This window comes from Emticicia soli, assembly GCF_037860775.1.
Lineage (GTDB): Bacteria > Bacteroidota > Bacteroidia > Cytophagales > Spirosomataceae > Emticicia > Emticicia soli.
This window is the reverse complement of the sequence record NZ_JBBEWC010000006.1, coordinates 398,324-420,575: the sequence shown is the minus strand read 5'-3', so window position 1 is coordinate 420,575 and position 22,252 is coordinate 398,324. Positions and strand designations below refer to the sequence as shown.

General features: G+C 41.6%; 16 protein-coding genes. 6 read left to right on the top strand and 10 right to left on the bottom strand.

The genetic code is table 11. From position 1 onward, the window contains the following. Positions 1–266: 266 nt before the first annotated feature. Positions 267–1,280: a Gfo/Idh/MocA family oxidoreductase gene (locus WAE64_RS11900; RefSeq protein WP_340236699.1), complete on the top strand. Its 1,014-nt coding sequence runs from the start codon at positions 267–269 to the stop codon at positions 1,278–1,280. A gap of 199 nt (positions 1,281–1,479) precedes the next feature. Here the strand turns inward: WAE64_RS11900 and WAE64_RS11895 are convergent, their stop codons facing one another. The 3 genes from WAE64_RS11895 to WAE64_RS11885 form a co-directional block, all read right to left on the bottom strand. Then, complete coding sequence (locus tag WAE64_RS11895; protein ID WP_340236697.1) at positions 1,480–2,538, bottom strand: hypothetical protein; 1,059 nt, start codon at positions 2,536–2,538, stop codon at positions 1,480–1,482. A 129-nt stretch (positions 2,539–2,667) separates the two neighbouring features. Next, positions 2,668–3,651, bottom strand: coding sequence for a hypothetical protein (locus WAE64_RS11890; RefSeq protein ID WP_340236696.1), 984 nt, complete (start codon positions 3,649–3,651; stop codon positions 2,668–2,670). Between the two features lie 110 nt (positions 3,652–3,761). Further along, a complete protein-coding gene (locus tag WAE64_RS11885; RefSeq protein ID WP_340236695.1) occupies positions 3,762–4,430 on the bottom strand; it encodes a hypothetical protein in 669 nt (222 codons plus the stop codon). A gap of 1,438 nt (positions 4,431–5,868) precedes the next feature. Here WAE64_RS11885 and WAE64_RS11880 point away from each other — a divergent pair. The 4 genes from WAE64_RS11880 to WAE64_RS11865 all read left to right on the top strand — a co-directional run bounded on the left by WAE64_RS11880 (position 5,869) and on the right by WAE64_RS11865 (position 11,969). Continuing rightward, positions 5,869–8,553, top strand: a complete 2,685-nt coding sequence (locus tag WAE64_RS11880; protein ID WP_340236693.1) for a DUF1553 domain-containing protein — start codon at positions 5,869–5,871, stop codon at positions 8,551–8,553. Positions 8,554–8,673: 120 nt separating this feature from the next. Further along, a complete protein-coding gene (locus tag WAE64_RS11875) occupies positions 8,674–9,372 on the top strand; it encodes a TapB family protein (RefSeq protein ID WP_340236691.1) in 699 nt (232 codons plus the stop codon). A 316-nt stretch (positions 9,373–9,688) separates the two neighbouring features. Beyond that, complete coding sequence (locus WAE64_RS11870; protein ID WP_340236689.1) at positions 9,689–10,222, top strand: gluconate 2-dehydrogenase subunit 3 family protein; 534 nt, start codon at positions 9,689–9,691, stop codon at positions 10,220–10,222. 31 nt (positions 10,223–10,253) lie between these two features. Then, on the top strand, positions 10,254–11,969 hold the full coding sequence (locus WAE64_RS11865; RefSeq protein WP_340236688.1) for a GMC oxidoreductase: 1,716 nt from the start codon (positions 10,254–10,256) through the stop codon (positions 11,967–11,969). Positions 11,970–12,024: 55 nt separating this feature from the next. On the opposite strand, the gene WAE64_RS11860 is transcribed toward WAE64_RS11865, so the two are convergent. Beyond that, on the bottom strand, positions 12,025–13,287 hold the full coding sequence (locus WAE64_RS11860) for a replication-associated recombination protein A (protein ID WP_340236687.1): 1,263 nt from the start codon (positions 13,285–13,287) through the stop codon (positions 12,025–12,027). Between the two features lie 156 nt (positions 13,288–13,443). On the opposite strand from WAE64_RS11860, the gene glgB reads away from it, so the two are divergent. After that, positions 13,444–15,411, top strand: a complete 1,968-nt coding sequence (glgB, locus tag WAE64_RS11855) for a 1,4-alpha-glucan branching protein GlgB (RefSeq protein ID WP_340236685.1) — start codon at positions 13,444–13,446, stop codon at positions 15,409–15,411. 127 nt (positions 15,412–15,538) lie between these two features. Here the strand turns inward: glgB and WAE64_RS11850 are convergent, their stop codons facing one another. The 6 genes from WAE64_RS11850 to WAE64_RS11825 form a co-directional block, all read right to left on the bottom strand. Continuing rightward, complete coding sequence (locus tag WAE64_RS11850) at positions 15,539–16,204, bottom strand: MCP four helix bundle domain-containing protein (protein ID WP_340236683.1); 666 nt, start codon at positions 16,202–16,204, stop codon at positions 15,539–15,541. Positions 16,205–16,308: 104 nt separating this feature from the next. Further along, positions 16,309–17,079, bottom strand: coding sequence for a helix-turn-helix domain-containing protein (locus WAE64_RS11845; RefSeq protein WP_340236682.1), 771 nt, complete (start codon positions 17,077–17,079; stop codon positions 16,309–16,311). Positions 17,080–17,090: 11 nt separating this feature from the next. Next, positions 17,091–18,185, bottom strand: coding sequence for a winged helix DNA-binding domain-containing protein (locus WAE64_RS11840; protein ID WP_340236681.1), 1,095 nt, complete (start codon positions 18,183–18,185; stop codon positions 17,091–17,093). A gap of 8 nt (positions 18,186–18,193) precedes the next feature. Next, positions 18,194–19,180, bottom strand: coding sequence for a phosphotransferase enzyme family protein (locus WAE64_RS11835; RefSeq protein WP_340236680.1), 987 nt, complete (start codon positions 19,178–19,180; stop codon positions 18,194–18,196). 42 nt (positions 19,181–19,222) lie between these two features. Next, positions 19,223–19,774: a glycosyl-4,4'-diaponeurosporenoate acyltransferase CrtO family protein gene (locus tag WAE64_RS11830; RefSeq protein WP_340236679.1), complete on the bottom strand. Its 552-nt coding sequence runs from the start codon at positions 19,772–19,774 to the stop codon at positions 19,223–19,225. Between the two features lie 96 nt (positions 19,775–19,870). Then, complete coding sequence (locus WAE64_RS11825) at positions 19,871–22,195, bottom strand: BamA/TamA family outer membrane protein (protein ID WP_340236677.1); 2,325 nt, start codon at positions 22,193–22,195, stop codon at positions 19,871–19,873. Positions 22,196–22,252: the final 57 nt, after the last annotated feature.

Genomic DNA, 22,252 nt, shown 5'->3' with positions numbered 1-22,252 from the left:
TAGGGACGATATATCGGTAGAGAAAACTACTTCTAAGAAAAAGCTAAGTCCCGTTAGGGACGGTATATTATTTAATATCTCGTCCCTAACGGGACTTAACCTATTGGTTTCTCACAGTTTTCTACCGATATATCGTCCCTATCGGGACTAGGTTTGCTGAATTTACAATAGGGTTATTGAATTCTATTTGAAAAAAGCTTTGCTATGTTCTTGTAGCAAGGCTTTTTTGTTTAATTTAGCCCATCATTATACAACCCCAATTAATTATGATTAACGTAGCCCTGGTAGGATTCGGACTTTCGGGAAGATACCTGCAAGCTCCTTTCTTTGAAGCTAATCCTAACTTCCGTTTAAAAACCATTGTTTCTGGTAGCCAGAATCCACAAGAGATATTTCCGAATGTACAGGTAGCCCGAAGCATTGATGAGGTGCTGACCGACGCAGAAATTGATTTAGTGAGTATATGCTCCCCAAGCTCAACTCACCACGAACTGGCTATTAAGGCGCTCAATGCCGATAAACATATTCTGGTAGAAAAACCTTTTACTTCTACCGTAGCAGAGGCCGAGGAAATTATAGCACTAGCTAAGCAAAAAAACAAAGTGGTTTGTGTGTTTCAGAACCGCCGTTTTGATGGTGATTTCAGAACAGTAAGAAAAGTAGTAGAAAGCGGTATATTGGGCGAGCTGATTAGCTACGAAGCCCACTATGATAGATATAAGCCTGTGCTGAATCCTAAGAAATGGAAAGAAGCTGTGAGCCCTGCTAATGGTATTCTGTACGATTTAGGTGCGCATATCATCGACCAGGCTATTACGCTTTTTGGTGCACCAAAAGGTGTCTGGGGTGAAACTTACATTCAGCGAGAAGGCTCAGAGATTGATGATGCCTTTGATATAAGGCTTGATTATGGTAAGCTGAAAGCCACCATAAAGTCGAGCTTGTTGGTACGTGAAGAAGGCCCAAGATATGTGATACATGGCACGAAAGGCTCTTTTGTGAAGTATGGCCTCGATGTACAGGAAGATAACCTGAAAGCCGGATTAATGCCGGGTATGGACGGTTTTGGCATAGAATCAAAAAACAACAGTGGTATATTGAATGCTGAAATAAACGGTGTATCATTTAAAGGTCATGTTGATACAGAGCCGGGCAACTGGGGTATTCTGTTCCAGAATCTTTATGAAGCCATTGCAGAAGGCAAAGAACTACTCATTAAGCCTGAAGAAATACTAGAACAAATGAAGATTATTGAGGCGGTTCAGAGAGGAATTGAGTGATTTAGTGAATGATTGATTGTGTGAATGAGTGATTTTTAATTGTGAATTGCGAATGGTGAATTAGTGAATAAGAAAGCTATTTATCGTCGAAATTGCGATTCTCATAAACAAAAATGAGTGATTTAGTAGAAAGAAAATCAATCACTAAATCACTCATTTACTAAATCTTATTCGCTAATTCGCCATTCACAATTCACCATTAATTAGGCAGTCCCAACAAGAAGCCAATGGTAAAGTTAGCATCCCAGTCGAAAACGAATTGTTGCGTATTTGTAGCGTCTTTGATAGCTTTATAGATATTTACACCCGCTTTGTCTTTTGCATCTTTCAGGTCTTTGTAGTAAGCAGGCTCTTTCAAGATAGTATAACGCTCTTTGCCTTCTCTTACTTTTTTAGCCATCGAGAACGGAACACCACCGATAATAAAACAAGTTTTACGTTTCATACTAGGTACTGATGAAGCCTTCGATTTTACGTCGTCATACACTTTGCCATCATCAACACCATTCTGGAAATACTTGGCACCATAAGTTTCTAAAGCAGAAACACTGCCATTGCTCGACCACGATATTTTAGTATTACCCGAACCAATGTCAGTTACAAAAGCATCGTCTTCAAAGTCTCTTGGTAAAACGCATTTCAAAGCTAAAGCCCCTTCTTGCTCTGGCGTAACGGTATTTACAAAGTAGTTAAGCGCCTTTAAGTTTTTAACAATTTTTTGTGTAACATCAGCTTTTACAGCACCCGAACTCACCACAAAGTGAATATCACGGCCGCTAACACCGAAGTCAAGCATGCTGCCGATATATTTTTTCAAACCGATTCTGATGTCTTCGTCGGTAGCCATGTTTTCAGTTACCAAGCTATTACCGAACTCAGATTTCTCTAATTTCCAGTTTTTGTCTTTGTCTATTCTTACAATAAACGAGTTGAAACCGCTAGCACCCAGCTCTACAACCCCTTTCAATTTGCCATTTACAGGCTCAGGAGCTACAAAACTGAACGAAGACGAACCAGAAGCGCTTGCTTCGTTATCACTGCTACTGCCTGACGATGTAGCCGTAGCTGAAGTTTCGCCAGCCGGACCATCTTCCGGTGCTTTGGTTGAAGTTTCTTCTGTTTGAGCCTCATTGCTTTTATCCATCAATGATTTGCCCCAACTTGTATTATCAAGAATATATTTACCGCCGAAAAATAAACCTGCAAGAATTGCCAATGTAATCAGAAACCGGGCAAATGGTGTAAGTGTTGTTTTCATTATGTTGTTGTTTAAATCTAAAAGATTTTGTAGTAATGGATGTAATTTATGTGAAAATATAATTGATGAAAAGGCACCGGTTATGCGCACTTAGCGGTGCCTTTCATTTATGCCGTAATACCTACTATTTTATTCAAAAAGCTTATCGTATTGGTTGCCTGATGGCTTGGTAGTAGGTACGTCTCTACCTGCAATAAGGGCTTTTTTATCATTACCCAATAGTAACGATACACCCTCTTGCTCCCATTTTTCAAGCATTTTCAGGCCTTCTTCTTCAAACACACCGTTTTGTAGGTCAATAGAATCCATGAAGTTCGACGACATCTCCATAAAGCGTTCCATTTCGCCCACTTTCTGGCTTACATCATCAGCAATCGACTCCATAGCCATATCAAACATCTGGCGTTGGTCTTTGTTGCCATTCAGGATATTCATGGCCGAACGCATGGCCGAGTGGCTGGCACGAATGGCTTTGCGCTCTTGTTCTTTTACGCTTACTTGGTCTTTTATGTCTTCGAGCATTACCTCAGAGTTTTCGTACATTTTACCAAGTACACGATAGAGAATCTCCATTTTTTTGTATAAATCCTCTAGTTTTATGTTAGATTCCTGTAAGCGACCTGCTTTGCGGGCCTTTAACACCATCATAGCTTGCTTATCGGTCTCTTTGGCTTTGCTTGCCAGATTGAGGTCGTTCTGAATCTGTTTTTTATTGGTTTCAATAATGGTTTTGAGGTTATACATCTGACCTTTCAGCGTTGAAATCTGCTGATTCATTTTCGACAGATTGCTGCGTAGTTCGTCAATATACGTTTTCAGAATACCAATAGGGTCGAGCTGTACAAAAAGCCCTGTTACCCAACGCATGATACTTTTATAAATGTAGAAAATCAGGTTTCTCATTTTAGGGTCAAGTATCATATAGATAACAGCCGCCAGCACTATTAGCAAACCAGCCAGATACAGCGTGTTTGATGCCAGTGTAATCAGAAAAGGCAGTGCTTTATACAGAAGATAGCCCCCACCTAATAGTAAACCTGCGGCGAAAAGAGTACCTGTCTTGCCTTCCGGGCGTTCCCAAAACGATTTGGGTTTGGTTTCTTGCATTTCCATATCTTATTGCATAACCCTCTGCCCCCAGAGGAGTTTGATAAAATTCTTAATGTATGTTATAATTCTATACGAGAAAAGGGGGCTTTCTCTTTACAGAATCAGGGTTTAGCTTATTTTAAATACTTGTTCATGTTTTCCACATCTTTGTTGATTTGAGTTGTTAGCTCGTCGAACGTAGCATGGAAATCGCTCAGGGTTGTTTCTATTTTTACAACAGCGTCCGAAATCTCCGCTTTCATTTTCTCCATATCGCTTTGGTGCGTCTGAATTTCTTCGGTCAGTTTCGCTATCTGCTCGCCTTTGGCTTTTATGGTAGCTTCCATATCAGCAATGGCTTTTTCTTTATTGCCAATCTGTTTCTGGCGTTGTGTGTTTACAGAGTCCTGAAACTTTGAGTCTTCCGAAGCCAGTATTTTCAGATAAAAAGCAGCCGAATCGGTCAGTTTCTGCGGTGTTACACCCATAGCCTGAGCCGCTGCAAAAGCCGAGAAATAGCGTGTTTGCTCGTCCATAGGCATTTTAGCCAGTGTTTGCAGAGATTTTTTATATTCCAGATAATCAAATCCCTCCTGGTTGTTTGCTTCCATTGCACCCAGCAGAATATCATAGAATTTATCTGATGCTTTACCAACAGGAGCAGCAGGCGTAACACTTGGCGTAGGCTTGCTGGCTGGTGTTTCAGCCTTTTCCGAAGCCTGTGTAGTAGTATCGGCAGCCTGACCTTCAGTAGCAGCTTCTACCACAAAAATACCTTTTAACTTTTTAAGAAAATCGCTCATTTTTAACTTGATGCTGTGTTTTTTAGCTTAAAAGAAATAATTAAATAGGTTTTTGAAAGAAATCAGACGATTAATTTCAGGTCAAATTTTGAAGGATTCTAAAGATTGTACAAACAATATCATACAACACAAGTAAAACGTAGTGTCGAATGGTTAAATTTAGTGATGATTTTTGAAATCCTATGAATCTGAGGCGATTTTTGTCAAAATATCTTTATTGAGTGAATATGCTGGGTCTGTGCTCGTCGCTATTCGTCGCATTCTTACACCCGACGAGTGCGACGAATTGAATTTTTACCCTCGACGCTCCTCGACTCATTCGACTATGTGTCGAAGTCGTCGAGTCGTCGAATAGATTAGGTATTATCAACTTGATTGTTTTCACCGAATAAATTCGGTGCCTAATATAACAAAGGTATTTTTTTGTATACAATGCCGGACTTAAGCGACCGACGCCCGGTCCGGCTTACATTGAAATTATTCCGCGCGGCGGCCGCCTTTGTTTCATTAGACGGCGAATTTATTCGCTGATATTTATAAAGGGTTTTATTAATTGAACTTTTACCCTCGACGCTCCTCGACTCATTCGACTATGTGTCGAAGTCGTCGAGTCGTCGAATAGATTTGGCATTATCAATTTGAATTGCCATTCGTAATAAAGGGGGCTACGATTACTACGAATTACGAGTCATCAATTGAATATAATTATAGGTTATATAATATTTATTATTAAAATAATTATATTAAAAATGGAAATTCAATAAATGAGAGTTCTTGTAATTAAATTAAAACCATCTCCGTAGAGACGACATGCTGGCGTCTCCAAGGGTCTATGCAATCCCAAAAATCTATTTGAGCGATGTTACTTAATAGCTAATTTTCTTAATTTTGATAGGCCCTTGGAGCCGGGGTGGCGACCCACCGCAGCATGTCGTCTCTACGAATCGGGTTGGTTATTTAAGAGTATTTATTTCTTGAATACTAATCAATACGGCTCTGCAAAAAATACAATTTTGGGAAGCATTTATAATTGATATAATATCAATATATAATAATATAGCTTCAATTGTCCTAAACCTCGTCTCACTCGTCGGGTGTACGAATGCGACGAGTAACGACGAATTAATTATCATTTTCAATAGAACAACTAAATCTCGACGCCTCGACGCCGTCGACACATAGTCGAATGAGTCGAGGAGCGTCGAATGAATTAGCCTTATTTTCTACCTCGTCGTAATTCGTAGCATTCGTAGTAATCGTAGCACCCTACGAATGCTACGAATTATTACGAGCCATCAAAACAATTCATCAGCCAGAATAGCATTTTTATTCTCCTAAATATAATTATATTTGTACAAGAGATATTGTTGTATAGACATTTATGAGATATTCTAAAGTCCTTCTGTTCACCCCAATCATTGCAACTGTTGGCGCCATTATGGCCTTCAATTTCAATCCTTTTTCGAGTAAGGTCGATTTCAATACCGAAATTAAACCTATTCTGAACAAGCATTGTGTGGCTTGTCATGGAGGTGTGAAAAAAGCCGGAGACATTAGTTTCTTGTTTTCGCAGGAAGCCCTCAATACCAAAGGGAAATCGGGCAAGGTAGGCATTGTACCCGGCGATGCCGAGCATTCGGAGTTTTATAAACGCCTGATTACCAACGATACCGAAGAACGAATGCCCAAAGGCAAAGACCCACTCAACAAAGAAGAAATAGCCATACTCAAAAAATGGATTGACCAGGGTGCTCCTTGGGGAGACCATTGGGCGTATCAGAAACCCGAAAAGCCTGATGTGCCATCGGTTGGAGGATTTTTTGCCCGTTTAGGGCTATTTGAAGATGATGAAACCCGATTTGCTGAAAATGAGATTGATAATTTTGTATTAAATAAGCTAAAAGAAGAAGGTCTCTCGCACGCAAAACCAGCCGATAAAGGCACTTTATTACGCCGTGTGTACCTCGACCTGACAGGTTTACCACCCACAGAGGCGCAATTACAAGCATTTCTAAACGATAAGTCAGCCGATGCCTACGAAAAAGTAGTAGACCAGCTATTGGCTTCATCAACCTATGGTGAGCGTTGGGCTGCCATGTGGCTGGATTTGGCACGCTATGCCGACACCAAAGGATACGAGCGTGATGTGTACCGCAATATCTGGCGATACCGTGATTACGTAATCAAAGCCTTTAATGAAGATAAACCTTTCGACCAGTTTACGATAGAACAACTGGCAGGCGACCTATTGCCCAACCCTACCAACGACCAACTGATTGCCACGGGCTTCCACCGCAATACAATGAACAACGATGAGGGCGGAACGGTAGATGAGGAGTTCAGGGTTGCTGCCAATATAGACAGGGTAAATACCACATTTGATGTCTGGCAAGGCACTACTATGGGTTGTGTACAATGCCACACACACCCTTATGACCCCTTTGTGCATGATGAATACTACAAGCTAATGGCGTTTTTCAACAATGCCCGTGACGAAGACGTAGTAAGCGATACGCCGTATCTACGGTTTTATAAGCAGGAAGATTCTGTCAAAATAGAAGAACTGAAACAATGGATATTGGCTAAAGGGCATAATGGAAAAGACTTTGAGAAATTCGTAAAGGTTCTTGAACCCAAGTTTAATTCGCACGATGTAGAGCCATTATCGGCCGGAACATCGTCTTTGCTCGATGCCAAGTATCTGGGCTTACAGCATACCGGCTATGGTAGGTTGAAAGGCGTAACCCTAAGCGACAAAAACCGCTTGGTGATGAATTTCAATACCGGAACCGAAAAAGGCGTATTGCATATAAGAGACGGAAAAGTAGATGGCAACATTATTCTCACGATTCCGATTTTTGCAGCCCGAGATACCGTGATGTTCTATCAATTGCCTAAAATGGAAGGCAAGCATGACCTCTACTTTACGTTTACGAATCCTAAAAAGCCCAAAGACTGGTTACAAATAAAGTGGTTGTCGTTCCAGAAAACCTTTGGTGAGGGCAAAGAATATGAACCCGTAGAGCTTAAATACAAAGAGATTCTGAACGCCAAAGCCGATTACACGCCTATCATGAGCGAAGGCGAAGGCGATTTAGCTCGTAAGCAACATATTTTTGAGCGTGGTAACTGGCTGGTGCATGGCAAAGAAGTGAAACCTGATGTGCCTAAGTACTTATCGAAGATGCCGAAAGATTACCCGACCAATCGCCTTGGCTTAGCCAAATGGCTCGTTGACGGCAATAATCCGCTAACGGCAAGGGTAGCGGTAAATCGTTTCTGGGAACAGATATTCGGCACGGGTATAGTAGAAACCGTTGAAGATTTTGGTACACAAGGCTTTAGCGCCACCAACCCTGAATTGCTCGATTATCTGGCACTTACTTTTCAGGACGATATGAAATGGAGTGTGAAAAAACTCCTGAAAATGATTGTGATGTCGGGTACTTATCAGCAATCATCAGATGTAAATGCCGAATTACTTGAAAAAGACCCTTATAACCGTTTTCTGGCTCGTGGACCACGTATCCGCCTGACGGCAGAACAAGTAAGAGACCAGGCATTGCTGGTAAGCGGGCTTTTATCTAAAAAAATGTACGGTAAAAGCGTAATGCCTTATCAGCCGGATGGACTGTGGCAGTCGCCTTGGAGTGGTGAATCATGGAAATTATCACAAGGCGAAGACAAATACCGCCGTGCCCTTTATACATTCTGGAAACGCACAGCGCCGTACCCATCAATGATGTCGTTCGATGCGCCAAGCCGTGAGTTTTGTCAGCTAAGACGCTTACGTACCAATACGCCGCTACAAGCCTTGGTAACGCTCAACGATCCCGCTTATGTAGAAGCAGCGCAGGAGCTAGCCAAAAATATGCTCAAAAAAGGCAAAACGCCTGAAGAGCAGATTCAGGCAGGCTTCAACCTGATTATGATGCGAAACATAGACCCGAAAAAACTACAGGTACTTACCCGACTCTACCGACAAACCGAGAAAGAATACGTCAAAAATCCGGTGGAAGCCTATAAATTCTTTGGTCGATACGATGTAACGCCACAAATGGCAGCAATGGCTGTTACGGCCAATGCCATGCTGAATCTGGACGAGATTGTAACTAAGGAGTAGGCGAGTTTATGGTTTGGCGAAGCGTTTAATAAATTTTTGGCTTTATTAATGGCAGGAAAATGCAAAATGCCATTATATATTAGTTTATTAGGTGTATTAACCCAAAACATGAGCAAAACCATGAAAAAAGCACTCGCAACCCTTTACGTATTTGTTGTTTTCTTCTACGCACATTTGTCAGTAGCACAAGATTGTGGTGGTTATTTCAATTTCAAAAAAGGTATGAAAGTTGAAATGACCTCTTACGACAAAAAAGACCGCCCGACTGCTGTTACCAAATATGAAGTAATAGATTATAAACCTGTTGATGGTGGAACATCCTTGGCATTTGCCCACGAAACCTATGATGCAAAAGGTAAGCTGATGGCAAAAAGCGAATCGGTAGGTAAATGTGTTGATGGAGACTACCACACCGATATTCGGAATATCAGCGGAGACATGATGCCAAAATCACCGGATATGAAAGTAAGCATAACCGGCGACCAGATGGTTTACCCGAGAGATTTGAAAGTAGGCGACGACCTGAAAGATGCCAGCATTAACATCAAATCAGGCTTTGAAGGCGGCATGACAATCATGAACATGAATGCCAATATTACCAACCGCAAAGTAGAAGCCTACGAAACCATAGAAACGCCCGCAGGTAAGTTTGACTGTGCCAAGCTCACCTACAACATGCAAATGAAATTTATGGGCAATCGTACCCTAAAATGCGTAGAATACCTGGCAAAAGGCGTAGGATTAATAAAAACCGAACAATTCGACGAAAAAGGCAATCGCCAGGCTTATATGGTGGTAACTAAGATTGAAGGGCAGTAGAAATCTTAAATGTATATTTAATAATGGGATGCTAGCTTGATAGTTTTTGCATCAAATAATATTAAAAAGACCCCATCCCCAACCCTTCCCCAACAATGGGGAAGGGAGTCAAAAGTCCCTCTCCCCATTGTTGGGGAGAGGGATTTAGGGTGAGGGGTCTTTCTTTGCAAAATAGAATTTCCCACTATTACCAACACAAAATACCCGCTGAAAATAATTTATCAAATTCCTCGTTCTTTAATCGATTTTGAAGAGCGAATAATTTCTTTTTCCGATAAATCTGTAAATTGCATAAATTTTTACCCTAAGCACTATAATGCAAAGACGAGCGGCTCTAAAAACATTTGCCTTGAGTATAGGCAGTACTCTTGTTTTACCTGCCTGGGCTAATGCCTGGAGCAAGGAAAATCTCCATCAGTCAGCTACTATTCTTTCTTCTTCGCAAGAAACCCTGCTGGCCGAAATAGTAGAAACCATTATTCCGAAAACAGATACACCGGGTGCCAAAGAGCTAAACATAGATAAGTTTGTTACGCTTATGGTAGCCGATTGCTATGATGCCAAAGCACAGGATACCTTCACCAAAGGGCTGGCTGCTGCTGATGCTAATGCCACCAAAGACTACGGAAAAGCCTTTGCTGAATGCGAACCAGCACAAAAACTGGCGGTGTTGAATAAAATGGCTAAGGCTGATAATGCAACAGAAAAAGGATTTATCGGATTAGTAAAAAACATCACGATTCAGGGCTACCTGAACTCTGAATATGTAATGACAAACCTACGTGTTTATGAATTTATTCCGGGCCGTTATCATGGTTGTGTACCTGTAAAAAACCAAGCAGGCAAATAAAACCCTAATTGAATTAAAAAAGCTTAAAATTATGTCATATTTCAATATAGATGCCGTAGCGGCGCAAACTTTCGATGCTATTGTGATTGGCTCGGGTATCAGCGGAGGCTGGGCAGCTAAAGAATTAACCGGAAAAGGGCTACGTACACTCGTACTGGAGCGTGGAAAAGAAGTAAAGCACGTAACCGACTACCCAACAACCATGATGCAACCGTGGGAGTTTGAGCATAGGGGACAATTGAAAAAAGAAGTAAAAGACGCCAACCCGATTGTAAGCAAGTGTTATGCTTTTTATGAGGGTACACAACAGTTTTTTGTAAAAGATGCCGAGCACCCGTATGTACAAGAAAAACCTTTCGACTGGATTCGTGGCTACCAGACAGGTGGTAAATCATTGCTTTGGGCCAGACAAACCCAGCGTTGGTCGAAATACGATTTTGAAGGCCCTGCACGTGATGGTTTTGCAGTAGAATGGCCTATCGGTTACGATGATATTGCCCCTTGGTATAGTTATGTAGAGAAATTTGCAGGGATTTCGGGCAATAAAGACGGCTTAGCCAGCTTGCCTGACGGTGAGTTTTTACCACCTCACGAAATGAACTGTGTTGAGAAACACTTCAGCCAGCAGGTAGCCAAAAACTACAACGACCGCCATATTATTATGGGTCGTTGTGCGCACATTACGCAGCCTAAAAAGATACACCTCGACCAAGGTAGAGCACAATGTCAGCACCGTACTATCTGCGAGCGTGGTTGTCCGTTCGGAGGGTATTTTAGCAGTAATGCTTCTACCTTGCCTTGGGCTGCCAAAACGGGTAAACTCACACTTCGCCCTGACTCGGTGGTGCATTCTATCATCTATGACGAGAAGAAAGGCAAAGCCACAGGTGTAAGGGTAGTAGATGCCAACACCAAACAAATGACCGAGTACTATGCCCGCATTATTTTTGTAAATGCAGCAGCATTGAACTCAAACCTAATTCTGTTGAACTCAATCTCAAACCGTTTCCCGAATGGTTTGGGTAACGATAGCGGTGTTTTAGGTAAATATGTAGCTTTCCATAACTATACAGCTACTATTAATGCCGATTATGAAGGATATTTGGATAGCACAACTGACGGCCGTCGTCCGAACTCGCCTTATATTCCACGTTTCCGCAATGTGTTCAAGCAAGAAACTGATTTCTTGCGTGGTTATGCCTCTGGTTTCCAGGCAGGCAGATATATGCGTGATGACAGAAGCGGCATGGGTGAAGATTTGAAACACGGCTTGTTGAATCCGTATCTGAACAATGTATGGAGCGTAGGCTCACACATGATGGGCGAAACGATTCCGAAAGAAAGCAACTATGTGAGACTCGATAAATCGAAAGTTGACCCTTGGGGTATTCCACAATTGAGCATTTCGGTTGATTATGACGATAACGACCGCAAAATGGTAAAAGATTTCTTTGAGCAACTCACCGAAATGTACACCAAAGCAGGTTTCAAAAACATTCGTACCAACGATTCGAACCGTACACCGGGCTTGGATATTCACGAAATGGGTGGCGCAAGAATGGGTAAAGACCCTAAAACTTCGATACTCAACAAATGGAATGCCTTGCACGAATGCAAAAACGTATTCGTAACCGATGGTGCTTGTATGACTTCAACCTCAACACAAAACCCATCACTTACTTATATGGCCCTAACAGCCAGAGCCGCTGATTATGCCGTGAAAGAGTTGAAGAAAGGGAATTTGTAAGAGAGATTAAATGATACGCAAAAGCCTTGTCTGTGAGAATGGACAAGGCTTTTTATCAATACCCATACCACTCAGCCCACCAGGCCTGCAATTGTCGGCGAATCTCGTTTTCACGGGCATTGTTGCCCGGGTCATAGAGTTTTGTGCCTTTCAGGTCATCAGGCAAGAAGTTGAGTTTCGTAAAGTTACCCTCGTAGCTGTGGGCATATTTGTAGTCTTTGCCATAGCCAATCTGTTTCATGAGCTTGGTTGGCGCATTGCGCAAAGCCAGTGGTACAGGCAAATGCGAAGTCTTTTCGGCCAAGGCAATGGCAGCATCGATAGCCACATAAGAAGCGTTGGATTTAGGCGAAGTAGCCAGATAAATAGCCGTCTGCGACAAGATAATTCTGCTTTCGGGGTAACCAATGGTCTTTACTGCCTGCATACAATTATTAGCCATAATTACGGCCGTTGGGTTGGCATTGCCAATGTCTTCCGAAGCCAGAATCAGCATTCGTCGGGCTATAAATTCAACATCTTCTCCGGCAACTATCATGCGGGCCATCCAATACAAAGCAGCGTTGGGGTCAGAGCCACGCAATGATTTTATAAAAGCCGAAATAATATCATAGTGTTGTTCCCCCGATTTATCATAACGGGCAATGTTGCGTTGCGCTACTTCCTCCACCAAATCATCGTTGATTACAATAGGCATATCAGGCGGAAAAGAGAAAGTGATGATTTCGAGCAGATTCAATAGTTTTCTCCCATCACCGCCTGATAAACGCATCAGTGCATCATACGACTCTACTTTTATATCCCGTTCCTTTAAAACCACATCTTCTTTTATGGCTCTGTCGGTGAGGGCTTTTAACTCTTTTTCTCCGAACGATTCTAACACATACACCTGAGACCGTGAAAGCACCGCACCGTTTATCTCAAACGAAGGGTTTTCGGTAGTGGCACCAATCAGGGTTATTTGTCCTTTTTCTACCGCTGCCAACAGCGAATCTTGCTGTGACTTATTATAGCGATGAATCTCATCAATAAAAACAATAGGAGGGAACAAGCCCGACGGGCGGCTGATAACTTCCCGTAGCTCTTTTACGCCCGAGCTTACAGCATTTAATTGATGAAACTGGCGCTTTGTTGTTTCGGCAATTAGCAAGGCTAGTGTAGTTTTTCCGGTACCGGGTGGACCCCATAAAATCATTGAGGGTACAAGATTGGCTTCAATGGCTTTGCGGAGCGGTTTATTTTTGCCCAGAATATGTTCTTGTCCGATATAATCATCTAATTTTTTCGGACGAAGGCGTTCGGCTAATGGCGCAGTCATAGTAATTGTTATTAAAAGATGTATGAAAAATCTTAGTAGTAATTGAAATTTATCAAGATAATATTTTCTATGACAAATATACTGCGCTTCTTGGAATTGTAGAACCACTCATCTATTTTTACCAATTCGAAAACAAAACCAGATTCGCTTCGACCTATGGCAAAGAAAACGACTTCTACCAAAAAACAAGAAGAACCTCAGGAAAATACACCCAATTTCAAAAACGTAGAGTCATTCAGTTTATTTACCGATTTTGACATTAATCTTTTTAAGGCTGGTAAACATTATCGCCTGTACGAAAAGATGGGTTCGCACGTCATAGAAAATCAGGGCGTAATAGGTACATACTTTGCCGTTTGGGCTCCTAATGCCCGTTATGTGGCTGTAATCGGCGACTTTAATGGCTGGACTCGTGGTGCTCACCCTTTAGCTTCACGTTGGGACGGCTCGGGTATATGGGAGGGCTGGATTCCGAACATAGGCAATGGTGAGGTATATAAATATTTTATATCGTCTAATACAGGTGCCGACATCGAAAAAGGCGACCCTTATGCTTTGCATTGGGAACAACCACCTAAAACTGCCTCAGTTGTGTGGGATACCTGGTATGAGTGGAAAGACAAAGAATGGATGCAGACCCGCCGTCAGCACAATGCCCTGAACGCCCCGATGTCGGTTTATGAATTGCACATAGGCTCTTGGCAACGTGACCCAGGCGACCCTGAACGCAGGCTTACCTACCGTGAGGTAGCCAATACTTTGGTACCATATATAAAAGAGATGGGCTTTACGCACGTAGAGTTTATGCCTATTATGCAGCACCCTTATGAGCCATCGTGGGGATACCAGATAACAGGCTATTTTGCTACAAGCAGCCGCTTTGGCACACCACAAGACTTTATGTATCTGGTAGAGCAACTCCATATCAATGGTATTGGTGTATTGTTAGACTGGGTGCCATCACATTATCCGGGCGATGCACATGGTATTTACCGTTTTGATGGTACGGCTCTATATGAGCACGAAGACCCAAGAATGGGCTACCACCCCGACTGGAAGAGCTATATCTTTAACTACGGCCGCTACGAAGTACGTTCGTTTCTGATAAGTAACGCTATCTTCTGGCTTGACCGTTTCCATGCTGATGGTTTACGGGTTGATGCCGTAGCCTCTATGCTTTACCGTGATTATTCACGTAATGCCGGAGAATGGATACCAAATATATTTGGTGGCAGAGAAAACCTTGAGGTAATCTCGCTCTTTAAAGAATTGAACGAAGAAATTTATAGAAGTTTCCCTGATACACAAACCATTGCCGAGGAGTCAACGGCGTTTCCTGGGGTTTCTAGACCGGTTTACACAGGTGGCTTAGGCTTTGGAATGAAATGGATGATGGGCTGGATGAACGACACCCTGCGCTATTTTGCTAAAGATCCTATGTATCGCAAATGGCACCAGAACGATATTACTTTCAGCCTTGTGTATGGCTTCTCAGAAAACTTTATGTTGCCGCTTTCGCATGATGAGGTGGTATATGGCAAAGGCTCATTGATTGAAAAAATGCCCGGCGACCAATGGCGTAAATTTGCCAACCTTCGTTTGTTATTTACTTATATGTTTACGCATCCCGGCACTAAGTTGTTGTTTATGGGTGGTGAGTTTGCACAATATGCCGAATGGAACTTTGAGAAAAGTCTCGACTGGCATTTGCTTGAACAAGCACCAAACAAGGGTATCAATGAACTGATAAAAGACCTTAACGGTATGTATCGTGGTGAGGCCGCTTTGTTTGACAAACAGTTTTCACCTGACGGATTCGAATGGATTGATACAAGCGACCGTGAAAACGCCGTAATTGTATATGCCCGCAAAGGTTTCAACGAAAAAGAAACGGTTGTGGTGGTATTAAACTTCACACCTATTCCACGCACACCATATAGAATTGGTGTTCCGGCGGCAGGTGTTTATGAAGAAGTATTCAATAGCGATAATCAGAAATACTGGGGGACAGGTGTGCTGAATGGAAGCGTAAAATCTGATGCTATTCCGCTACACGGAAAAGATAACTCTGTTGAACTATCACTACCGCCATTAGGTGGAGTGGTGATTAGATTGAAGCAATAAATAGGTGTGCACATGAATGACCCCACACCCCTGCCCCTCTCCCCAACAATGGGGAGAGGGGTTCTTTTTTCTTTTTCTATCCATTGTTGGGGAGGGTCAGGGCGACCCGCGTAGGGTGGGGTATTTTTTAATTCAAAGACGGATTTTGCGGTGTTTTAGGCATAGTTGAGCTTGATGTAAAAATCAGGGTCAGGATAATAGTGCCTATCACAATGAGCAGGGTCAGTTCAAACTGGGTATCAGATGCCGAACCCAACACAATTTTCTGCGAAGTTTTGGTGAGTTTTTCTCCCTCTGTAATCTGGATTGTTGACAGATGATTCAGTGTATTGAGCGCACTATAAAATACCTCGTCTAATGCCTGTCGGGTATTTTCGGCATTCGTAAAGTCAGAGCCATAGATATGGATTTTCTCTACTTCGAGCCCGTTGGCTATTTTTTTCTTGAAATCTTTAAACAAAACCTCTTCAGTAGGTGTCAGTTTTGTTTTTTCATACGCCACAATCAAGCCCTGAATGGCGTTATTGTGCGCATTTATTTTATCTTTTATCTGATTAAGGTCGCCTTTCGTGTTGCATTCATCAACGAGCAGTTTTTTTCTCGACAGGTGGTCAGACATCTCAAAAATATAACTTTCAACCAGCAGTCGGTCTTCATATACTGCCGAAAAACTATCCCCCAGTTCGTTAAAATGTCTCTTGTCTGAAACATTCTTAATAAATAAAAAAACGAAAATAACTGTCAGTGCCATGGCAGCTTTCATCTTCTGCTCTATACTATATGCCCATTTCATGATGAATAATATTGAAAATTGCGAACACTAAATTGAATTAATACAAATATAAGTAAAAATAACTATATTTTGTTGGTGATTGCTTTATAATAAGTGAGTAAAACTTACTCTTTTGTAGCATTAAAATAAGCTTCAGGTGTTTCGCCTGTAAATACCTTAAAGTCATGGATAAAATGGGCCTGGTCAAAATACCCTGCTTCGTAGCCTAATTCGGTCAGTGTTTTATCAAGCGTGTAATCTTTCAGCAAAGCGTTGAATCTTACGAGAGAAGCAAACTTTTTGGGTGATGCTCCCACAATCTTTCTGAATCGCTTTTCTAGCGGACTTTTGCTTGTGTACAATTGCTTGGCAAGCTCGCTGATTCTGATATTACCTTTTGCTAATTGAATATGCTGAATAGCCGATTGTACCAATTTATCTGCATGAATCGGTTGTATGCGTGCTACCAGAAATTGCTCTATAATAGTAATGCGTTGCTGATGCGATTGCGCTACCGATAGCTGCTCTTCAATCTGATTGAGGACAGGTTGGCTGACAAAGTTTTCCAGAGATACACTTTCGCCAAATAATTCATGCATAGGCTCTCTGAAAAAATAAGCAGCTCCGGTTTCATTAAAAAAGACCAATACTGTACCAATATCCTTAGAATTTCTGAATACCCTGTATTTATCTTGTATACCTGTAATGCCTGCTGTATTCAGAGGTTTTAGCATTGTATTTTCTACCGTAGCCAATTGTCCTTGATACTGGAAACCCATAACTAAGGCAGTATTAGGCAGAACCTTATATTCGGTTTCTTCGCTTGCTTCCGAAATAGCAAGCAACCTTATATAAGGTTTCAATACATCGCTAGGTATAAAAGTGCTAAAGCTCATAAGCCAAAGTATTAGTCAATATCGTCGGTTACGCCACTAAAAAAGCTTTTAAATCGATTGATAGAGTGCTGCATACTATTATGCTCCTCGTCATTAAATCTGTATAAAGGAGCAATTTCTACGTTAATCTCTTTGTTTTTTATGGTTCGTTGCCATGTACCTACAATTGTGCCGTTGATAATCACCATGCGATTAAACGGGAATACAGGTTTTTCGCCTGTTGCTGTTAAATGCTTGGGCAATAGAATAGCCTCACGGTTTTTGTAGGCAATGCCGTATTCGTCATAATCAGGCATTAAAAACGAATGTTTCGGGTGCTCAATCTCCTTCGGATTCCCCGGTGCATAGATGTATTCATGCCCTTCTATTTTCTGGTGTATAAAGTAGGGTGGCAGGTTAGCAATACCTATGCGGGCTTCTTTCATCGTCAGTCCCGACCACCACACAAAATCTTGTACAGTAGCAGGGCCACGGCTTGTAAAATACCTTAATGCCAGTTGGCTGAGTGCTTCTTCTTGCGTGAGTGCTTGGGTAGGAGGCACACGCTCATCAATTAAAGCATAAGTAAATTGTTTTCCCAGACGTGGGCCGCCCAGACGTGGGCCGCTACAAATAATGCCGTCCAGCTCGGCCTGCATCATGATACAACTTAAACCAACGCCATCGGTTACAATACCTGCCTGCATAAATGCCTCATTGAGCACCGGACGGGTGAGGTATCTGCCACCTTCAAGGTTTTTGATAATAATATCGTTGCACTTATTGAAAATAGTACTATCTAAACTGTTTTTTCTGTACTGGTAAGCATTAAAAGCGTGAACTCTTGGGGCAGTGAGCGCCAACAACCACCTGATGTCGGCAGGGCTTACAAAATGCCATGTGGGGCGCATGAGGTGCGTGCGCAGGATTCTGCCTTCGTTAAAAGCTTGTTCTATGGCAGGCTCATTAACGCCATTGAGCCGAAGCCCGATAGCCCATTTTGCCATTGCATATTCTTGTGCCTGCACAGCAACCAGCCACGAAACGATTTCTTCCGGCTTGGTGAATTGCGTTTCGGTGATTTGTTGGTTATAAAGCCTATGGGCAATAATCTCTGTATTAGTCATGCTATAGTTTAACCTAATTTGTTGTAATCAAACCATCTTTTGATACGTAAATTTATGAATCTTTTCAGATAAACTTCATTGATAAATGTATTCGACCAATTATTAAATCGCTGGCATTGTACACCTAGATAGAACAGATAAATACACTCACCCAGCAAAGGCAGAATACGTTTCTCCTCATCGCTGATTGGACTAACAGACTCATAGCCTTTAAGAAAAGCCTCTGCTTTAAGCTTATATTCGTTTTCGTCAGCCTCGGTGCTATGAATTTGTAAAATATAATAGCCAATATCATAGCATTGCCAGCCATTGCCACAGAAATCAAAATCAAAAATCGTTATTTCGTTTGCATTCAGTATATTCAGATTATCGAACCAGATGTCTAGGTGCACCACACCTTTTCTTATCTTGGTTTCATCTACTTTTTTTAGCGCTGCTAATAGATGTTGCTGGGCGTATCTGATAAACTCAACTTCGGGTGTATCGTCAGGTAAAAAGCCAAAGAAATGTTGTGGCGACTCTAAGAGCACTTTTTCAGGTGTGTAAGTAACACGGTCTAGGCTGAGATTGTGGGTAATTTTATGAAACTGCGCCATTATCTCACCGATTTTATGATGTAAGTCAGTTGAGAAATTGAATACTTTTTCCCCCTTTGCATACGAAAACATCACGCCGAATCTCTCGCCTTCAGGAGCATTGAGCGTTTGAATGTAATTACTCTGCGCATCGGCAATAGCATACGAAACCGGAATATGATTGTCTTTTAGAAGATTCAGCAGGCGAATTTCTTCTGAAATCTCTTTCTGGCTACGCCAATTGAGACTATAAACTCTGAATACATATTTCTGAGCACCATCAGTAACGAGGTACACATGGTTGATTCCGGTCTTTAATAATCGGCAAGTAGTGGCATTACTAAGCTTATATATTTCTTGCAGAAATAAGGCTAGGTGTTGTTCGGAAAGTGTTGAGGTAATAACAGGGAAGTGGCTCATTGATATAGGTTTATGAAAGTGGATAAGATGAAAATATTTGATTTAAGACGACTGACGCTTTATAAGGTAGTTGATTCTGATACGATTATATTGCTGCAAAAAAATAGGATATACATTATAAATAATATTGGCTACTAGCAAGAAAAAGCCCCAGCCTATCAGCCCAAGGATAAAAGCATAAACCATACTGCAAACGAAGAAAACAAAGGCCAGATAGTGGAATCGTTCGTTCATGTAAGATTTGCTAATCAGCTTTTTAAACGATTGCATGCCTTCTACATATTTATATTGCGAATGTTGTTTTTTAATGAGCCGATTCACAAGGTCGCCGTCTTGTGTGTACTTTTTAACAAACCTGATACCTATTTGTTGATAAAGCCTTGTCGACTTGCTCAATTGTATTTTGTTAAGCCACGCCGTAGGCAGCAAAATAACCATGCAGCTAATGCCGATAAATATATATAGCAGCTTAAGCGGTAGGTATTGATAACAGAAGTAGACAACAGGTATAAAAGCCAGCATCGACCAGAAGAAATTAATCAACTGGTTGTATAAGACTGCCGTTTGCTGGATTCGCTTGCTTTCAGAGTTCATATATTCATACCATTAAACAAACGAAAAACCCATTCGGACTGAACGGGTTTTTCTATATCATCTTTGAATAGCATCTATTCAAAGGCTATGTATCTGTTAGAAATCGTAACCAAGCGAAAGGTATAGCTTAGGTTTGCTTACTTCTTTGTCTTCAAGTCCCCATGCATAATCAGCTTTTACGAAATAACCAAGAATGGTAGTTCTTACCCCAACACCGTATCCTACCAGAAATGGATTTTTGAAATTGGTTACTGTTGCCTGGAATGGGTTGTCTCCACCACCAATTACTTCGGTATTCAAGCTATTCTGGCGGTTAAATGGCCCCTTGTTGCCATACCATGCCGTACCAATATCGCTGAAACCTACAAACTGCATATTGCGTAAGAAATTAGAGGTAATTGTTCCTTTAGAGAAATACTGTGCCAAAGGCAGGCGCAATTCGAAATTGGTTAATAAGTGGCTTGTACCATATAGCTTAGCAAAATTGAAACCTCTCAGATTTCCTGCGAAATCATAGAATAGTACGTCACGCAAATCACGAGGTACACCTATACCTTGCCCATTGCTACCTTCAACAGTACGGTTAATGGTGTTTTCAACACCACCTAAGAATGTAGCCTTTGGCGCACTGCCCAGCGAACGTCCGTAAGATATACGGGCAGCAAAAATAAAGCTGCGCAGTATTCGCTGATAATGACGGGCATCTATCACCATACGGCTGAAATTCTGAGTGCTTGATGTAAGGCTGTAAGAACGCTCTAAGCGCAACTTGGCACGTGTACCCAACAAAACCTTGCTGAATAGGGGCGTGGTATTGTCGTAAACAAGTTCGGCTTTATAACCCAGGTAATGAGAGGTCAGATTCTCACGCCCCATTTCATAGAGGTCAATGTCTGTTGTAGTAGTTAACGATGGTGTAATACCTACACGCAGGTTTTTGTTAATCGGATAATTGGCATAAGCCGAAAATCTGTTGAAAAACAAGCGTCTGTCAATAGCAATTACAGCCGTTGATGGTGCATTGATATTAAGCGGACGGAACAGGTACAGGCTACGGTTATCTAATTCGCCGAACGAAACAGAGCGGCGCATAATGCCCAAGCCCCAGTCAATACGTTTGGTGTAATTGTTGTATTCTAAAAATATATCGTGGTTGCGAAGCACAGGCGTAATAAACAGCCCAAGTTTTATGCTATGGTTTTCTAGTAAATCGTTTAGTACCAGGCTAACTTTCATACCCATGCGGCGAACAGGGTCCATCAGAAACTCAGATTTTACATCGTTGGCAACCATGATGTTTTCATAAGCATACGGACCTTTTATTTTGAGTGCCTCTCGGTATCGGCCTAGTCTAGGAGTTGCTTTGTCAATATCATCTACTTTGCTTTTGGCTGTTTCAGTAGCCAACGACTTCATGATGTTTTCGGCATCAAACTCATAATTATCTGTATCTACTTCGCCTTTTTCTAATACAAGTTTCTCTTTTGGTTTCGTAAGGTCTATTTTAGGCGAAATAGGGCTTTTTTGCTGTGGTTCGTCTATTTTATTATCGTTAGTATTAGCATACGCACTATTGATGTAGAACTCTTTCCACTCTTTCATGAAACGGTTGTACGATATGCCAAGCGTACTGGTAATACTCGATTCTTCTGTACGAATGATACGTGTTAGATTCAGAATATTAGAAATATTATCTTTGCCATACCGCATGGCTATGTAGTTCCAGATTGATTGGCCTATCAACTCGGCGTCTTTGCCTTCGAGGTTTGCAATTCGCTTGTCTTTGTTTTTCATCACAGCCACCCGCATACGGTCGAGCATGGTAGGGTCTTCGCTGTTTTCAGAAATGTAGGCAGAGATACCCGCCATATACCACTCTGGAACCGTAAGTAAAAGAGAGCTTTGCAATACTTCTTTCAGTGAGCCGCCGTAAAGCATATCATACACAAACAAACGGGCGACTTGTCTGATTAACTCTTTTTTAAATGTCTCTTCGTTACCTGTATAAGCTATCTGTACACGTGATTTTGCCAGATTAAGCACACTCCCATCAAGGTCTATCGGAGCCATGAGGCCAATGTTACTTTGTGCTAAATCTTTTGGTGAGTTATACAGAAAAATCTTCATGGTTGTGAAAGGCGTATAACCCAACAACTCTGTGATACGGTCATACTCGCTTTCTGAAAGTTTTGCAGCATTCTGAGCAATTTTATCGCCTCCACGGTAGTAGTTAAACTCAAAATTATTGCTTTTAATAGTGAGCCATTCAAATCTTTTTTCCTGAATGCGGTTTTTACCAAATTCTTCCTGAGTAGATGAAAAATAATTTTGGGCAAAAGCAGTTTGTATTCCTATCAGAATAAGAGCATTAATGGCAAACAAGCGCACAGCGCCTTGGCGATAAGTAGAGAATTTTTCCATAGCTCTCTGAATAATCCCGCTCCTTCGTTCGGGCTCAATCACTAAATATCTTTGGAT

What these genes read in the sequence shown, in the direction of transcription:
- WAE64_RS11900 (WP_340236699.1), top strand. Translation starts at nt 267, where the DNA reads ATGATTAACGTAGCCCTGGTAGGATTCGGACTTTCGGGAAGATACCTG.
- WAE64_RS11870 (WP_340236689.1), top strand. Translation starts at nt 9,689, where the DNA reads ATGCAAAGACGAGCGGCTCTAAAAACATTTGCCTTGAGTATAGGCAGT.
- WAE64_RS11890 (WP_340236696.1), bottom strand. Translation starts at nt 3,651, where the DNA reads ATGGAAATGCAAGAAACCAAACCCAAATCGTTTTGGGAACGCCCGGAA.
- WAE64_RS11825 (WP_340236677.1), bottom strand. Translation starts at nt 22,195, where the DNA reads ATGGAAAAATTCTCTACTTATCGCCAAGGCGCTGTGCGCTTGTTTGCC.
- WAE64_RS11860 (WP_340236687.1), bottom strand. Translation starts at nt 13,287, where the DNA reads ATGACTGCGCCATTAGCCGAACGCCTTCGTCCGAAAAAATTAGATGAT.
- WAE64_RS11840 (WP_340236681.1), bottom strand. Translation starts at nt 18,185, where the DNA reads ATGACTAATACAGAGATTATTGCCCATAGGCTTTATAACCAACAAATC.
- WAE64_RS11830 (WP_340236679.1), bottom strand. Translation starts at nt 19,774, where the DNA reads ATGAACTCTGAAAGCAAGCGAATCCAGCAAACGGCAGTCTTATACAAC.
- WAE64_RS11895 (WP_340236697.1), bottom strand. Translation starts at nt 2,538, where the DNA reads ATGAAAACAACACTTACACCATTTGCCCGGTTTCTGATTACATTGGCA.
- WAE64_RS11865 (WP_340236688.1), top strand. Translation starts at nt 10,254, where the DNA reads ATGTCATATTTCAATATAGATGCCGTAGCGGCGCAAACTTTCGATGCT.
- WAE64_RS11885 (WP_340236695.1), bottom strand. Translation starts at nt 4,430, where the DNA reads ATGAGCGATTTTCTTAAAAAGTTAAAAGGTATTTTTGTGGTAGAAGCT.
- WAE64_RS11835 (WP_340236680.1), bottom strand. Translation starts at nt 19,180, where the DNA reads ATGAGCCACTTCCCTGTTATTACCTCAACACTTTCCGAACAACACCTA.
- glgB (WP_340236685.1), top strand. Translation starts at nt 13,444, where the DNA reads ATGGCAAAGAAAACGACTTCTACCAAAAAACAAGAAGAACCTCAGGAA.
- WAE64_RS11875 (WP_340236691.1), top strand. Translation starts at nt 8,674, where the DNA reads ATGAAAAAAGCACTCGCAACCCTTTACGTATTTGTTGTTTTCTTCTAC.
- WAE64_RS11845 (WP_340236682.1), bottom strand. Translation starts at nt 17,079, where the DNA reads ATGAGCTTTAGCACTTTTATACCTAGCGATGTATTGAAACCTTATATA.
- WAE64_RS11880 (WP_340236693.1), top strand. Translation starts at nt 5,869, where the DNA reads ATGGCCTTCAATTTCAATCCTTTTTCGAGTAAGGTCGATTTCAATACC.
- WAE64_RS11850 (WP_340236683.1), bottom strand. Translation starts at nt 16,204, where the DNA reads ATGAAATGGGCATATAGTATAGAGCAGAAGATGAAAGCTGCCATGGCA.